This window comes from Streptomyces sp. NPDC006624, assembly GCF_040611555.1.
In the GTDB taxonomy this organism is placed as follows: domain Bacteria; phylum Actinomycetota; class Actinomycetes; order Streptomycetales; family Streptomycetaceae; genus Streptomyces.
The window spans coordinates 469,836-483,326 of record NZ_JBEXOM010000005.1 but is presented as its reverse complement, the minus strand read 5'-3'; the positions used below and the strand labels follow the sequence as shown (position 1 = coordinate 483,326).

The window sequence follows — 13,491 nt, the reverse complement described above, 5'->3', positions numbered from 1 at the left end:
GGCCGGTAGTCGCCGCCGACGGCGAGGCCGTGGGCGCGGTCGCGGAAGGCCAGCGCGAAGACGCCGCGGGCCGGGTCGCCGGCCGGCAGGGGCAGCTCGGTGGCCCGCCATGTGAGCCCCCGGTCGGCGGAGTGCAGCACGCGCGCGTGGGCGGCACCGCCGGTGGCGAGCCAGACGTCCTTCGGCCCGGACGTCACCAGGCACTGGCCGCTCGCCGCGAACCCGGCCTCGCCCTCCTGCGCCGCCGGCATGCCCCGGTCGGGCAGCACCGTCCAGGTGCGGCCGCCGTCACGGGTCGACAGGATGCGGAACCTGCCGTCCACCGGGTCGCTCAGGGCGAGGCCGTGGCGGTGGTCGAAGAAGGCGACGCAGTCGTAGAAGGCCTTCGGGTCGGTGTTGCGGAAGGACTCCGTCCAGGTGGCTCCGCCGTCGTCGGTGCGGTAGATCCGGGACGCCTCGCCCTCACCGATGGCCAGGACCACGGCCCGGCGCGCGTCGAACGCCTCGACGTCCCGGAACTGCATCTCCCCCGCGCCCGGGGGCGAGACGTTCCGCCAGCTCGCGCCGCCGTCGGTGGTGCGCAGGACGGTGCCCGCGGTCCCGGCGGCCCACGCGGTGCCGCGGCTGACGGCGGCCAGGCCGCGGAAACGGACCTCGGGGGTGCCGGTGTCCTTGAGTTCCCAGTGCGGCGTCCCGCGCTGCGGCCCGTGTGCCTGTGCCGGTACGGCGGTCAGCGCGGCCAGAACCGCCGCGCATGCCGTCACCGCGACGCTGCCGCGCCGTGTCCGTCCCGTCCGCCGCGTGCTCCCCATGCGCCTCATGGCCGGGGAAGCTAGCCCACCGCCCGGACGCCGTCCAGAGCGCCTCACGGGCACGCCGGGTGGTCCGCCGCGGGCCACAAGTGCCCTGCGAGCCGCCTGAGGAGAGGCACGTCACTCGGATGCATGAAGGCGGTGACAGAGGTCACTCGCACTTCGTGTGCACGGATTGGCTGATTCCGTCGTCTCTTCCGATGCCCGGCCTCATCCGCCCGGAAGTGTCCGTCCAGCCGTCACAAGGGAGCAAGGCGTTGTCCATCGTCATCGAGCAACCCGTGGAGGCCCGGCTCGTCGCCGCCGCGCCGCGCATGCCGAGCATTCCCGCGACGCTGCACTACGACCGGCGGGACCCGTTCGCGGTCCGCATGTCCTTCCCCGCCCCGGCCACGCTGGAGGGCGTCGAGGTGTGCTGGACGTTCTCCCGCGAGCTGCTGGCGGCCGGCCTGAAGGGTTCCGAGGGGTACGGCGACGTGCGCGTGCGGCCGTACGGCTTCGACCGCACGGTGCTGGAGTTCCACGCTCCCGAGGGCACGGCCGTGGTGCACGTCCGCACCGGTGAGATCCGCCGGTTCCTGGAGGCCACCGGCGAGCTGGTGCCGGTCGGCCTGGAGCACCTCCAGCTGGATCTGGACCACGACCTGGCGGAGCTGATGCGGGACACGTGCTGAGCTCCGCCGTCCGGGCACCTGCGGGGCGTTGACCCCCGGCCGGCCCGGTGCGCCGGACGGTCCCCACCGGCTCCGGGTGTCCGGCAGCTCTCACGCCCGGGCTGTCGTGGCCGGATTCCGACGGGCACCCGCGGGTCAGGGCGAGGCCGGTGCCGGTACCGCGGTGGCCACCGCCCCCCGCACCTCCGTCACGATCCCGCGCAGCGCGGGGGACGCCGCCCCGGCGCGCCCGGCCAGTTCACCGACGCGCCGTCCCCGGGCGCAGGCCCCGCCGAACAGCTCCGCCGCGGCGGCCAGGGCCGCCAGGGCCGCGTCCCGCTCGGAGACCTCGGCGACCGGCACGGACCCCGCGAGGACCTGGCGGGTCTCCCGCCGCAGCGCGTCCACGGCCGCGGCACGCTCCAGCGCGTACTCCACGGACGGGAAGACGCCGAGCACGCGCCGCTTCTCCGCCCGCAGCCACCCCTCGGCCACCAGCTGCTCCCGCACGGCGTCCAGGGTCACCCGCGCCCGCAGCGTCACCCAGGTCCGCCAGGAGTGCGGGCGGGACTCGTGGATCAGTTCCAGCAGCCCGTCGAGGACCGCGTCACCGGTACGGGAGTCCAGGTCGGCCGGGGTGGCGATGCCGTCCTCGTCGGTGAGCAGGCCGCGCCGCGCCAGGTCGACGAGGGCGCCGGCCCGCACCAGTCCGGGCAGCTGGGCGGTGTCGTTGACCGCCGGACGTGCGGTGTCCCAGGCCAGCAGACAGAGCCGGGCGGGCAGCGAGAGCGGGCCGTGGGACACGGTGCCTCCTCAGGGCGCGAGATCGAACCGACGTTAATCCGTTGACAGTCCCCGGGCCCCCTCGTACGGTCGAAAGCGGTCCTGTTGCCGTCGATTGGAGAAGGACGTTGCTCGTCTGAGGTCCTGAGACACCGCGTCACCCACATGTGCTGGGTGCGCTGCGTGCGACCTCGGCGTCCGAGCCGTCCTTGGGTGCAGGGCTTTTCCCATGCCCGTGGAGCCTCCTCCCCCGGTCGCAGGTGTCTCGACACGCGTCTGCCCCTGACTGCTTCGAGCAACCGCGAATGAGGCCCCCATGTCTGCTTCCCTCACCGTCACCTCCCTGTCGTTCACCTGGCCCGACGGCAGCCCCGTCTTCGAGGACCTGGACGCCGTGTTCGGCCCCGGCCGGACCGGCCTGGTCGGCGTCAACGGGTCGGGGAAGTCCACCCTTCTGAAGCTGATCGCCGGTGAACTCGACCCGGCCGACGGCACCGTCCGCGTGTCCGGCGAGGTCGGCCACCTGCCGCAGAACGTCACCCTCGACACCACCCTGCGGGTCGACGAGGCGCTCGGCATCGCCGTACAGCGCGCCGCGCTGCACGCCATCGAGGCGGGCGACGCGGCCGAGGAGCACTTCGAGGCCCTCGGCGACGACTGGGACGTCGAGGAACGCGCCCTGGCCACGCTCGGCGAACTCGGCCTCGGGCACATCGGACTCGACCGCACCGTCGGCGAGGTGTCGGGCGGCGAGTCGGTGCTGCTGCGGCTGGCGGCGCTGCTGCTGCGCCGGCCCGACGTGCTGCTGCTGGACGAGCCGACCAACAACCTCGACCTGTACGCCCGCCGGCGGCTGTACGCGGCCGTCCGGTCCTGGCCGGGCGTGATGGTCGTGGTGAGCCACGACCGCGAACTGCTGGACCTCGTCGACCAGATCGCCGATCTGCGCCCCGACGGGCTCCACTGGTACGGCGGCAACTTCTCCGACTACGAGGAGGCACTGCGGATCGAACAGGAGGCGGCCGAGCGCATGGTGCGCGTCGCCGAGGCCGACTTGCGCAAGCAGAAGCGCGAACTGGCCGACGCCCAGGTCAAACTGGCCCGCCGCAAGCGGTACGGGCAGAAGATGTGGGACCAGAAGCGCGAACCGAAGATCGTCATGGGGGCTCGCAAGCGCGCGGCGCAGGAGTCCGCGGGCAAGCACCGCATCCTGCACGAGGAGAAGCTCGCCGAGGCCCGGGAGCGGCTCGACGAGGCGGCGGAGGCCGTACGGGACGACGACGAGATCCGCGTCGACCTGCCGTACACGGCCGTGCCGCCGGGGCGCGGTGTGCTGACCCTGCGCGACCTCGGGCTGCGGCACGGCGCCCGGGTGACGGGCGGGCTCGACCTGCACGGCCCCGAGCGGGTCGCGCTGATCGGGCGCAACGGCGCGGGCAAGACCACGCTGCTGCGCACGATCGCCGGGGAGCTGCCGGCGGAGTCGGGCGAGGTGACGGCGCACGTCCCGCTGCGGTTCCTGCCGCAGCGGCTGGACGTCCTCGACGACGGGCTGACGGTCGCCGAGAACGTGGCCCGGTTCGCGCCGGACGCCACCAACAACCGGATCCGGGCGCGTCTGGCCCGCTTCCTGTTCCGGGGCGCCCGGGCCGACCAGCGGGCGGCGACGCTGTCGGGCGGCGAACGCTTCCGGGCGGCGCTGGCCGCGCTGATGCTGGCCGAGCCGGCGCCGCAGCTGCTCATGCTGGACGAGCCGACCAACAACCTCGACATCGCCAGCGTGCGGCAGCTGACCACGGCCCTGGAGTCGTACGAGGGGGCGCTGATCGTGGCCAGCCACGACCTGCCGTTCCTGGAGTCGGTCGGCATCACGCGGTGGCTGATGCTGGAGGACGGAGAACTGCGGGAAATCACGTCAGAAGCTGTCGGGTATACCGCCTAGCGTCGGCTGCATGCCCGATTTCATCACTCTCACCGGTGCCAGGGAGAACAACCTCAAGGACGTCACCCTCCGCATCCCGAAAGGCCGGCTGACCGTGTTCACCGGCGTTTCGGGGTCGGGGAAGTCGTCCGTCGTCTTCGACACGATCGCGGTGGAGTCGCAGCGCCAGCTGAACGAGACGTATCCGTGGTTCGTCCGCAACCGGCTGCCCAAGTTCGAGCGGCCGCACGCGGACGGCCTGGAGGACCTCACCGCCGCGATCGTCGTCGACCAGCGGCCCGTCGGCGGCCACTCGCGGTCGACGGTCGGCACGATGACGGACGTCTACTCGGTGATCCGCGTCCTGTTCTCCCGGCACGGCACACCGAGCGCCGGCCCGGCCACGGCGTACTCGTTCAACGACCCGTCGGGCATGTGCCCCACCTGCGACGGGCTCGGCCGTACGGTGCAGCCCGACTGGGACCGCATCCTGGACCCGCAGCGGTCCCTGGCCGGCGGGGCGGTCCGCTTCCCGCCGTTCGCGGCCGGCACCTGGCAGGGCCAGTCGTACACCAACAGCGCCGACCTCGACCCGGACAAGCCCGTGGGCCGGTTCACCGCCGCCGAGCGGGAGTTCCTCATGCGCGGCCGGCCCGGTGCCACGGTCACCGTCAGCGGCAGCGGCGGCACCTGGACCAACGAGTACGAAGGGCTGGCCGACCGGTTCGAGCGGCTGTACCTGAAGCGGGACCTGTCGGGCATGAGCCAGAAGACCCGCGACCTGGTCCGCTCCTTCCTGGTGGAGGGCGCCTGCCCGACGTGCCGGGGAGCACGGCTCAACGCGGCGGCGCTCGCGACCCGGATCAACGGGCGTTCCATCGCCGACTGCAGCCGGATGCAGGTCACGGACCTGATCGCCGTGCTGAAGGAGATCGACGACCCGGTCGCCGGGCCCGTCGCGGGGGCGGCGGTGACGGCCCTGGAGCGCATCGAGGCGATCGGCCTGGGCTACCTCAGTCTCGACCGGGAGACGGCGACGCTCAGCGGCGGGGAGGGGCAGCGGCTGAAGACGGTGCGTCACCTGGGCTCCGGGCTGACCGGGATGACGTACATCTTCGACGAGCCGAGCGTCGGCCTGCACCCGCGCGACGTGGGGCGCCTCGGTGATCTGCTGCTGCGGCTGCGCGACAAGGGCAACACCGTGCTGGTCGTCGAGCACGACCCGGACGTCATCGCGCTGGCCGACCACGTCGTCGACATGGGGCCCGGGGCCGGTGCGGGAGGCGGCACGGTGGTGTTCGAGGGCACGCCGGGCGGGCTGGCCGCGTCCGGCACGCTCACCGGGCGCTGCCTGCGGCGGCGCACGGCGGTCAAGGAGGAGGTGCGGCGGCCCTCCGGCGAGCTGTGGGTCAAGGGCGCGAACCGGCACAACCTGCGGGACGTGACCGTGCGGTTCCCGGCCGGGGTGCTCACGGCGGTCACCGGGGTCGCCGGGTCGGGGAAGAGCACGCTGGTCGCGGAGTTCACCGCCGCCCACGAGGAGGCCGTGGTCGTGGACCAGTCGTCGATCGGCATCTCGGGCCGCTCCACCCCGGCGACGTACCTGGGGATCATGGACACGGTCCGGAAGGTCTTCGCCCGCGAGACGGGAGCGGAGGCGGGCCTGTTCAGCTTCAACTCCGCCGGCGCCTGCCCCACCTGTGAGGGCCGGGGTCTGATCTACACCGACCTCGCCTTCATGGACCCGGTGACCACGACCTGCCACGACTGCGAGGGGCGGCGCTTCAAGGAGGAGGTGCTGCGGCTGACCGTGCGGGGCAGTTCCGTGGCCGACGTCCTGGGGATGACGGCCGAGCAGGCGCTGGACTTCTTCGAGGATCCGGGCGTACGGCGGCGGCTGCGCGCCCTGCGGGACGTCGGGCTGACGTATCTGACGCTCGGTCAGCCCCTCTCGACGCTCTCCGGCGGCGAGCGGCAGCGGATCAAGCTCGCGACGCGGCTGCACCGGACGGGTGCGGTCTACGTGCTCGACGAGCCGACGACCGGGCTGCACATGGCGGATGTGGAGGGGCTGATCGTCCTGCTGGACCGGCTGGTCGACGGGGGCAACACGGTCGTCGTCGTGGAGCACAACCTGGACGTGGTCGCCCGGGCCGACTGGGTGATCGACCTCGGCCCGGACGGCGGCCGGGACGGCGGCGAGGTCGTCTTCGAGGGGACGCCGCGGGAGCTTCTGGCAGCGCGGGGGTCGTTCACGGCGGAGCATCTGCGGAGGGTGGTCGGGGAGGGGGTGTCGCCGGTGTCGCCGGGCCGGGCGTGACGTGCGTGACTCGAGCGAGGGGCGTGGCGGGGCCCGGGGGTGGTTCGTTCGCGCCGTTGCCGGGTGCGGCTGCGTGGGGGCCGGTCGCGCCGTTCCCCGCGCCCCTGGAGGGCACTCCTGGAATGCGCCCCTGGAAAGCAGGGGGTGTCCTCTCCCGCGTTCGCCCTGCATGATGGTCGGCCGACGCCCGGTGGGCTCCGGTGGACCCCGGAGGTCCGGGCGGTGCGGTCCCGACACGTCCCACCCGAATACGGAGTCACGCTCGTGCCCAGCAAGAAGGCCCTCGTCCGCCGCCCCAGCCCGCGTCTCGCCGAGGGGCTGGTGACGCACATCGAGCGGGAGGGGGTCGACGCCGAGCTCGCGGGCGAGCAGTGGGAGGCGTACGTGCGAGCGCTGCGCACCCACGGCTGGGAGACCGTCGAGGTGGAGCCGGCCGACGACTGCCCGGACTCGGTGTTCGTCGAGGACACGGTCGTGATGTACCGGAACGTGGCGCTGATCGCCCGGCCGGGCGCCGACTCGCGGCGCGCGGAGACGGCCGGGGTGGAGGAGGCGGTCGCCGGGCTGGGCTGCTCGGTGAACTGGATCTGGGAGCCGGGCACCCTGGACGGCGGTGACGTGCTGAAGATCGGCGACACGGTGTACGTGGGCCGGGGCGGGCGCACCAACGCCGCCGGCGTCCAGCAGGTGCGCGCGGCGTTCGAGCCGCTCGGCGCCCGGGTCGTCGCCGTACCGGTGACCAAGGTGCTGCACCTGAAGTCGGCCGTGACGGCACTGCCGGACGGGACGGTCATCGGGCACATCCCGAAGATGGACACGCCGTCGCTGTTCGCCCGTTTCCTGCCGGTGCCGGAGGAGTCCGGGTCGCACGTCGTCCTGCTCGGCGGCGACAAGCTGCTGATGGCGGCGAGCGCCCCGAAGACCGCCGAGCTGTTCGCGGACCTCGGGTACGAACCGGTCGTCGTGGACATCAGCGAGTTCGAGAAGCTCGAGGGCTGTGTGACATGCCTCTCGGTGCGGATGCGGGAGCTGTACGCCTGAACGAGTGAAGACGGCCGGTCTCCGGCCCTCGACCTGCGCGTCCGCGACCCGGGCGGCTTGGGCCGGCACCCCGCTGATCTGCGGCCTTTACGGCACCCTTAACCTACGGCCTCGTAACCTACGTATCCGTAGCCTACGATGCCGTAGGTTTCCGCTCACCGCTCGACCGTACGTCCCCCTGGAGAGTCCATGACGATCACCACTCCCCACCTCGGCAGCCCCGCCGGCTCTTGGACCGACGCTCAGCTGCTGTACGCGCTGGAGGAAGTGGTCGAGAAGGAACTCGACCGGCACCTGAAGGTCGCCAAGGACTGGATGCCGCACGAGTACGTGCCGTGGAGCGACGGCCGCAACTTCCCCGGTCTCTTCGAGGACGGCGAGGCCTGGGAGAAGGAGCAGTCCAAGGTCACCGAGGTCGGCCGCATCGCGCTCGTGGTCAATCTCCTCACCGAGGACAACCTGCCCAGCTACCACCACGAGATCGCCTCGCTCTTCGGCCGTGACGGCGCCTGGGGCACCTGGGTGCACCGCTGGACCGCCGAGGAGGGCCGGCACGGCATCGTGATGCGGGACTACCTGCTCGCCTCGCGCGCCGTGGACCCGGACAAGCTGGAGCAGTTCCGCATGTCCCACATGAGCGAGGGCTTCGAGTCGGACAACCGCCACTCGATGCTGCACTCGGTCGCCTACGTCGCCTTCCAGGAGCTGGCCACCCGCATCTCGCACCGCAACACCGGGCACCAGTCAGGCGACCCGGTCTGCGACCGCATGCTGGCCCGGATCGCGACCGACGAGAACCTGCACATGGTCTTCTACCGGAACCTGCTGAAGGCGGCCTTCGAGCTCGCGCCCGACCTCACGATGATGGCCGTCCGCGACGTCGTGGTGAACTTCCGGATGCCCGGGCACGGCATCCCCGGCTTCGAGCGCGCCGCCGCGCAGATGGCCATCGGCGAGGTCTACAACCTGCGGATCCACCACGACGACGTGCTGCAGCCCGTCCTGCGCTTCCTGAAGGTCTTGGAGATCGACGGCCTGGGCCCCGAGGGCCGCAAGGCGCAGGAGGAGCTGGGCCTGTTCCTGGGCGGCCTGGACTCCGAGGCCGCCAAGTTCGACGAGAAGCTGGCCGCGCGCAAGGCCCGCATGGCGGCCCGCGCGAGCGCCTGACGGGAGGCCCGGCCCGGCCGGGCCGTCCCCCACGCATCCGATGCCCCGACCGCCACACGCGGCCGGGGCATCGGCGCGTTCTCCCCCGTTCCCGCCGGGAGCCCGCGACCGCACAGGCCCACGGGCTACCGCGACACCCGCCGCAGCTCCAGCCGCTCCTTCTCCGACAGACCGCCCCAGACGCCGAAGCGCTCGTCGTTGTCCATGGCGTACTCCAGGCACGCCGCGCGGATCGGGCACATACCGCAGATCCGCTTCGCCTCCCGCACCGAACTGCCGGGCTCGGGGAAGAAGAAGTCCGCCCCGGTCTGCGCGCACAACGCTTCCTGCTGCCAGGCGAGTTCGGGCGCCGTCATCGTGTCGAGGTGCATGACGAGAAGCGTCACCGCCCGCGAAAAACGTTCGATCAACGCCGGATCAACACGGCGTCCACGCACCCCCGGCCCGCCTCGATGGTGACGCGCCGGACGGGCCCGTGCACGGCGGCGCGCGGGACGGGCGAACGGCGATGCCCGCCAGGGCCTCGGGACGGGCCTGGCCCCGTGCGGGACGCCGGGGCGCGCGCCGGTGGGCGATACGCGGCCCGGAGGGGGACGGCGGGGCCCGTCGGCGAGGAAATTCACCCGCTCGGGTGAACCCCGTCCTGCCGCCCCGGCCAGGGCGGCCCCGGCCACGGGCCTTGTCCCAGGACCCGCGCCCTCCGGGGCGCCGGGGCCGGGCCGCGCCGCGCGCAAGTCGGCATCGGCGCACGTATGCGGACGCATTCGGCAGAAGTGGCGAAGCCCTACAGACCGCCCCATTCTGATTCAGGTGTTGGGGAGCGGGCCGCTCACGAAGGGCGCCTGCTCGCCTCTCGACGGGTCGACGCGCAGGGCCCGTTCGAGGCCCGCCCGGACCGGCCCGCCCGCACTTCCGGCCGCACCCGCCGCACGGTGCCTGCGAAGAGCCGCCCGTCCGGAAGCCGGACCCCACCTGTGGCCGGGGTCCCCGACGAAGGAGAGCCGATGACGACCTCACTCAGCAGGAAGACCGCCACCGCCACCGCCAGTGCCTGCGTGCTGTCCCTCGCCGTGGCCGTACCCGCCTTCGCGGAGGGGCCGGCCCAGGGAAGCGGCAAGGCGTCCGTCTCCGTCTTCCACGGCGTCCCGGGCCTCACCGTCGACGTGTACGCCAACGGGAAGGAACTGATCCCCGACTTCAAGCCCGGCACCCTGACCGAGCCCCAGTCCCTGGATCCGGGCACCTATGACATCGAGGTCTTCCCCGACGGCAAGGGCCCCGACGGTGCCCCCGCCATCCAGAAGAGCGTCGACGTCCCGGCCGGGGCGAACGCCACCCTCGCCGCACACCTCGACGCGCAGGGCAACCCCACCCTCACCGCGTTCGTCAACGACACCTCCAAAATCCCGGCCGGCCAGTCGCGGCTGACGGTCCGTCATGTCGCCGCGGCACCCGCCGTGGACGTCCGCGCGGGCGGCAAGCCGATCATCAAGGGCCTGACCAACCCGAACGAGAAGTCCCTGGTGGTGCCCGCCGGCAAGGTGAGCGCCGATGTGGTACTCGCCGGCACCGACACCGTGGTCATAGGCCCCGCCGACCTCAACCTCGCCGAGGGCACCGGCACGATCGTCTACGCCTGGGGCAGCGCCGAGGACAAGAACCTCGCGCTGAAGACGCAGACCATCAGCGGCATGGACTCCGCGCCGCGCGGGGTGAAGGGCGGTGAGAGCGGCGCCCTGGCCGCCGCCAACGAGTCCGCCACCGGCTGGCTCGCCTGGGGCACCGCCGGCGCCGTCGCGGTCGCCGGCCTGCTGGCCGCGCGCCGCCGGTACTCCCGGGGCCGCTGACGGTCATGGGGTCCTCCCCCCGGGGCGGACGGCGATCCGCGGCAGCCGCCGCGGCCGCCGCCGCCCTGGCCGTGCTGCCGGTCTGGGCGCTGTGGCCGTCCGGGGCACCGGCGCCGTCCGGCTTCGGTGACCGGCCGCGGGCCCACGAGCGTGCGGCCGGGGCGTCCACCGGGAGCGACGCCGCGCCGGGGAACGCCTCCGGCCCGGCGGCCGAGCCGACCGCGCTGCGCGTCCCGCGCGTGGCGCTGGACGCCGCGGTCCAGGGCGTCGGCGTCGAGGACGACGGCACGGTGGAGGTACCCGGCGACGCCGGGCGGGCCGGCTGGTACCGCCACGGTCCCGCGCCGGGCGGCTCCGCCGGATCCGCCGTCCTCGTCGGCCACGTGGACGACCGCACCGGCGCCCTGGGCGCCTTCGCCAAGCTGTACGCGGTCCGGAAGGGCGACGACGTCCTCGTCGCCCGCAAGGACGCGCCCCCCGTGCGGTACCGGGTGACGGCCCGCGAGGTGGTCGGCAGGGACAGCCTCCCCGCCGAGGTGTTCCGGCGCCACGGACAGCCGGTGCTCACCCTGGTCACCTGCGCACCCCCGTACGACCGCGCACGCGGCGGCTACCAGCGGAACCTGGTGGTGTACGCCACCCCCGCCGGCCCGCGCCCGTGAACCCCGCCCCGGCGAGCCCTACGCGGAAGCCCGCCGTACCAGTGTCGTCGGCAGGACCACGCTCGACGGTGTGCCGGCGACGCCCTCGCTCGGGGCCGCGCGGTCCAGGTCGCGCAGCAGGAGGCGGGCCATGAGGCGGCCCATCTCCTCGATGTCCTGGCGGACGGTGGTCAGCGGCGGGTCGGTCTGCTCGGCGACGGGCTGCATGTCGTCGAAGCCGATGACCGCCACGTCGTCCGGGACGCGGCGGCCGGCCTCCCGCAGCACGCGCAGGGCGCCCGAGGCCATGAGGTCGTTCGCGGCGAACACCGCGTCCACGTCCGGGCAGCGGCCGAGGAGTTCGCGCATCGCCCGCTCGCCCCCGCCCGGGGTGAAATCCGCCTCGACGATGAGCCGCGGGTCGGCGTCCACCATCACGTCCCGGTAGCCGTCGAGCCGGTCGACCGCGGAGGTCTGGTCCAGGGCGCCGGTGATGTGCGCGATACGGGTGCGGCCGAGGCCGGCCAGGTGGCGGACGGCGTCCCGGGCACCGCCGCGGTTGTCGGTGTCGACGTAGACCACTTGGCGCCGGTCCCCGCTCCAGCCGGGCCGGCCGCCGAACACCGTGGGGATCCCGGCGCGCTGGATAAGCTCCGGCAGCGGGTCGTCGAGGTGCAGGGAGAAGACGAGGGCCCCGTCGACGTGCCCGCCGGCGAGGTAGCGGCCGACCCGGGCGTGGTCGTCGCGGCCCTCCGTGAGGAGCAGGACGAGCTGGTTGTCGTGGGCCGTGAGCTCCTTGCTGATGCCGCGCAGCTGGAGCGCGAAGAACGGGTCGGCGAACACCCGGGTCTCCGGTTCGGCGACGACCACGGCGATCGCGTCGTGCCGCCGGGTCACCAGGGAGCGTGCGGCTTGGTTGGGCACGTATCCGAGTTCGTCCACGGCCTTGCGGACCCTCTCGACGAGGATGTCCCGCACCCCGTCGCCGCCGTTGACCACGCGGGAGACGGTGGCCCGCGAGACACCGGCCCGGGCGGCCACGGCCTCCAGGGTGGGACGCGGCGCTGTGTCGGTCACTTCGGGGCTCCTCACCTGCGGTTGCGGATCAGGATAGCCCCGGACCGCCGGCGCCGTGAGAGCGCTCTCGGGCGGCGGCCCGCCTCATGTGTCCCTCAGTGCCCGTGTTCCTCCTGCCGCCGCGCCGCCGGGTGCTGCCCGTGGTCGTGCGGGTCGTACCCGGGGATGGTCCCGTCCGGCTTCTTCACCAGGAACAGGCCCACCATCCCCATGTCGGAGTGGCTCTGCACATGGCAGTGGTACATCCAGGCGCCGGCGCCGACCCCCTCCCCCGCGATCACCTGGAAGCCGAACGAGTCGGCGGGTCCGGTGATCTTGTTGTCGATGACCTGGCTGGGGTCGTCGGGGCCGGTCAGCATGCCGGTGCGGTTGTCCGCCCAGCGGTGACCGTGCATGTGGAAGGTGTGGTAGAACTCGCCGTGCGTGATCACGACGAACTCGACCCGGTCCCCCACCGTGGCCTCGAAGTCGGGCCCGGAGTGCGGCGCCTTGTTGTTGATGCGCATGTCGTTGAAGACGACCGTGTGCGTCCGGTCGGGCAGGACGTCGCCCTTGCGCCGCACGATGACCGCTCCGTACAGGCCCTTCTGCAGGCCCTGGGTGCCGTGTTCGGTGCCGACGACGTGGTCGTGGTAGTGCCAGTAGCCCGCACTGCCCGCCCGCCAGGTGCCGTCCTTGCGGCGGCCGGGGGCGTGGGTGCGCCAGGTGTAGGTGCGGGTGCCGCCGGGCTCGACGTGACTGCGGTTCAGTTTCGTCCCGTCGCTGGTGATCTCGTAGTCGAGCCCGTGGACGTGCAGGCTCACCGCGACGTCCATGGTGTTCTCGAACTCGATGTGCAGCGTGTCGCCTTCGTCGAGCTCGATCAGCGGGCCGGGGATGGTCGCCTTGCCCTTCTCCAGGCCGTAGCCCATCTGACCGTCCGCCAGTTTCTCGGCGTAGAGCTTGATGTGCTTCACCTCGCCCCCGGCCGGGGCCGTCCTCGCGGGCCTGTCGGCGCTGAGCGCCTCCGGCGCCACGGACAACGATGTCGCGACGGCCGCGCCGCCCAGCAGGACCCGCCGGTTGAAGCTGCGTCTGTCCATGCGGAACTCCCCACCCTGGTAAGGCTTTTACGGAGGCGTACCTGTGATGAACCCGTGCGACGGTACCGGCCGCGCTCCCGTTTATCCACACTCAAGACAAAGTTGGTGTCATCCCGGTCATAGGTATTGGCGGGACGAGCAAAGGGG

At 72.9% G+C, this 13,491-nt stretch carries 12 protein-coding genes; 7 read left to right on the top strand and 5 right to left on the bottom strand.

The features are described from left to right. Positions 1-812 (bottom strand): oxidoreductase (locus ABZY20_RS12915; protein WP_356440692.1); only part of this gene is annotated, 812 nt, incomplete at its 3' end. Positions 813-1,069: 257 nt separating this feature from the next. On the opposite strand from ABZY20_RS12915, the gene ABZY20_RS12910 reads away from it, so the two are divergent. Further along, positions 1,070-1,486 (top strand): SsgA family sporulation/cell division regulator, encoded by a 417-nt coding sequence (locus ABZY20_RS12910; RefSeq protein ID WP_356440690.1) that lies wholly within the window; start codon positions 1,070-1,072, stop codon positions 1,484-1,486. Positions 1,487-1,621: 135 nt separating this feature from the next. On the opposite strand, the gene ABZY20_RS12905 is transcribed toward ABZY20_RS12910, so the two are convergent. Then, positions 1,622-2,269 carry a GPP34 family phosphoprotein gene (locus ABZY20_RS12905; RefSeq protein WP_356440689.1) on the bottom strand — a complete coding sequence of 216 codons (648 nt, stop codon included), beginning with the start codon at positions 2,267-2,269 and terminating at the stop codon, positions 1,622-1,624. Between the two features lie 295 nt (positions 2,270-2,564). Here ABZY20_RS12905 and ABZY20_RS12900 point away from each other — a divergent pair, with 295 nt between their 5' ends. The 4 genes from ABZY20_RS12900 (at position 2,565) to ABZY20_RS12885 (ending at position 8,697) form a co-directional block, all read left to right on the top strand. Then, positions 2,565-4,190: an ABC-F family ATP-binding cassette domain-containing protein gene (locus ABZY20_RS12900; RefSeq protein WP_356440687.1), complete on the top strand. Its 1,626-nt coding sequence runs from the start codon at positions 2,565-2,567 to the stop codon at positions 4,188-4,190. Positions 4,191-4,200: 10 nt separating this feature from the next. Beyond that, positions 4,201-6,489: an excinuclease ABC subunit UvrA gene (locus ABZY20_RS12895; RefSeq protein WP_356440685.1), complete on the top strand. Its 2,289-nt coding sequence runs from the start codon at positions 4,201-4,203 to the stop codon at positions 6,487-6,489. Positions 6,490-6,753: 264 nt separating this feature from the next. Beyond that, positions 6,754-7,530 (top strand): dimethylargininase, encoded by a 777-nt coding sequence (gene ddaH, locus ABZY20_RS12890; protein ID WP_356440683.1) that lies wholly within the window; start codon positions 6,754-6,756, stop codon positions 7,528-7,530. Positions 7,531-7,719: 189 nt separating this feature from the next. Next, entirely contained in the window at positions 7,720-8,697 is a 978-nt protein-coding gene (locus ABZY20_RS12885) for an acyl-ACP desaturase (RefSeq protein WP_356440681.1), read from the top strand. A 125-nt stretch (positions 8,698-8,822) separates the two neighbouring features. Here the strand turns inward: ABZY20_RS12885 and ABZY20_RS12880 are convergent, their stop codons facing one another. Further along, on the bottom strand, positions 8,823-9,068 hold the full coding sequence (locus ABZY20_RS12880) for a WhiB family transcriptional regulator (protein ID WP_356440680.1): 246 nt from the start codon (positions 9,066-9,068) through the stop codon (positions 8,823-8,825). Between the two features lie 633 nt (positions 9,069-9,701). Here ABZY20_RS12880 and ABZY20_RS12875 point away from each other — a divergent pair. Both ABZY20_RS12875 and ABZY20_RS12870 read left to right on the top strand, forming a co-directional pair. Further along, positions 9,702-10,544 (top strand): DUF4397 domain-containing protein, encoded by an 843-nt coding sequence (locus ABZY20_RS12875; RefSeq protein WP_356440679.1) that lies wholly within the window; start codon positions 9,702-9,704, stop codon positions 10,542-10,544. A 5-nt stretch (positions 10,545-10,549) separates the two neighbouring features. After that, entirely contained in the window at positions 10,550-11,206 is a 657-nt protein-coding gene (locus ABZY20_RS12870) for a class F sortase (RefSeq protein WP_356440677.1), read from the top strand. 18 nt (positions 11,207-11,224) lie between these two features. On the opposite strand, the gene ABZY20_RS12865 is transcribed toward ABZY20_RS12870, so the two are convergent. Both ABZY20_RS12865 and ABZY20_RS12860 read right to left on the bottom strand, forming a co-directional pair. Then, positions 11,225-12,262: a LacI family DNA-binding transcriptional regulator gene (locus ABZY20_RS12865; RefSeq protein WP_356440675.1), complete on the bottom strand. Its 1,038-nt coding sequence runs from the start codon at positions 12,260-12,262 to the stop codon at positions 11,225-11,227. A 95-nt stretch (positions 12,263-12,357) separates the two neighbouring features. Continuing rightward, positions 12,358-13,344: a multicopper oxidase domain-containing protein gene (locus tag ABZY20_RS12860; protein WP_356440672.1), complete on the bottom strand. Its 987-nt coding sequence runs from the start codon at positions 13,342-13,344 to the stop codon at positions 12,358-12,360. Between the last annotated feature and the right edge of the window lie 147 nt (positions 13,345-13,491).

Excerpts from the sequence above, each read along its gene's own strand:
- ABZY20_RS12900 (WP_356440687.1), top strand. The coding sequence starts at position 2,565 with ATGTCTGCTTCCCTCACCGTCACCTCCCTGTCGTTCACCTGGCCCGAC.
- ABZY20_RS12885 (WP_356440681.1), top strand. The coding sequence starts at position 7,720 with ATGACGATCACCACTCCCCACCTCGGCAGCCCCGCCGGCTCTTGGACC.
- ABZY20_RS12870 (WP_356440677.1), top strand. The coding sequence starts at position 10,550 with ATGGGGTCCTCCCCCCGGGGCGGACGGCGATCCGCGGCAGCCGCCGCG.
- ABZY20_RS12895 (WP_356440685.1), top strand. The coding sequence starts at position 4,201 with ATGCCCGATTTCATCACTCTCACCGGTGCCAGGGAGAACAACCTCAAG.
- ABZY20_RS12875 (WP_356440679.1), top strand. The coding sequence starts at position 9,702 with ATGACGACCTCACTCAGCAGGAAGACCGCCACCGCCACCGCCAGTGCC.
- ABZY20_RS12860 (WP_356440672.1), bottom strand. The coding sequence starts at position 13,344 with ATGGACAGACGCAGCTTCAACCGGCGGGTCCTGCTGGGCGGCGCGGCC.
- ABZY20_RS12880 (WP_356440680.1), bottom strand. The coding sequence starts at position 9,068 with ATGCACCTCGACACGATGACGGCGCCCGAACTCGCCTGGCAGCAGGAA.